Here is a 1,290-nt window from a genome sequence, read left to right as displayed (position 1 = left end):
TACTTGAACCTGGACAACCGTCGCCAGGCCCACCTAGCCTTCTCCGTCCCCCCATCGCAATTGTAAGAAGTACGGGAATATTAACCCGTTTCCCATCGACTACGCCTTTCGGCCTCGCCTTAGGAGTCGACTTACCCTGCCCCGATTAACGTTGGACAGGAACCCTTGGTCTTCCGGCGAGGGAGTTTTTCACTCCCTTTATCGTTACTCATGTCAGCATTCGCACTTCTGATACCTCCAGCAGCCCTTACAGACCACCTTCAACGGCTTACAGAACGCTCCCCTACCCCACATACCCTAAGGTACGTAGCCGCAGCTTCGGTGTATAGCTTAGCCCCGTTACATCTTCCGCGCAGGCCGACTCGACCAGTGAGCTATTACGCTTTCTTTAAATGATGGCTGCTTCTAAGCCAACATCCTGGCTGTCTGAGCCTTCCCACATCGTTTCCCACTTAGCTATACTTTGGGACCTTAGCTGGCGGTCTGGGTTGTTTCCCTCTCCACGACGGACGTTAGCACCCGCCGTGTGTCTCCCGGATAGTACTTACTGGTATTCGGAGTTTGCAAAGGGTTGGTAAGTCGGGATGACCCCCTAGCCTTAACAGTGCTCTACCCCCAGTAGTATTCGTCCGAGGCGCTACCTAAATAGCTTTCGGGGAGAACCAGCTATCTCCAGGTTTGATTGGCCTTTCACCCCTAGCCACAAGTCATCCGCTAATTTTTCAACATTAGTCGGTTCGGTCCTCCAGTTGATGTTACTCAACCTTCAACCTGCCCATGGCTAGATCACCTGGTTTCGGGTCTAATCCTAGCAACTGTACGCCCAGTTAAGACTCGGTTTCCCTACGGCTCCCCTAAACGGTTAACCTTGCTACTAAAATTAAGTCGCTGACCCATTATACAAAAGGTACGCAGTCACACCACGAAGGTGCTCCTACTGCTTGTACGTACACGGTTTCAGGTTCTATTTCACTCCCCTCACAGGGGTTCTTTTCGCCTTTCCCTCACGGTACTGGTTCACTATCGGTCAGTCAGTAGTATTTAGCCTTGGAGGATGGTCCCCCCATATTCAGACAGGATATCACGTGTCCCGCCCTACTCGTTTTCACTGATTATGATGTGTCGGTTACGGGGCTATCACCCTTTATTGCGAGACTTTCCAGACTCTTCACCTGCATCATTAAAAGCTTAAGGGCTAATCCAATTTCGCTCGCCGCTACTTTCGGAATCTCGGTTGATTTCTCTTCCTCGGGGTACTTAGATGTTTCAGTTCCCCCGGTTTGCCTCCTG

The 1,290-nt window shown here is 51.2% G+C and carries 1 rRNA gene; it reads right to left on the bottom strand.

Annotated features, from left to right (window positions below):
- Positions 1-1,290: ribosomal RNA gene (locus AB6E51_RS24450) — 23S ribosomal RNA — on the bottom strand; the annotation flags it as partial.

The organism is Vibrio sp. 10N.247.311.47, assembly GCF_041467535.1.
Taxonomy (GTDB): Bacteria; Pseudomonadota; Gammaproteobacteria; order Enterobacterales; family Vibrionaceae; genus Vibrio; species Vibrio crassostreae_C.
The sequence above is the reverse complement of the archived record's forward strand: the minus strand, read 5'-3'. Positions and strand labels throughout refer to the sequence as shown.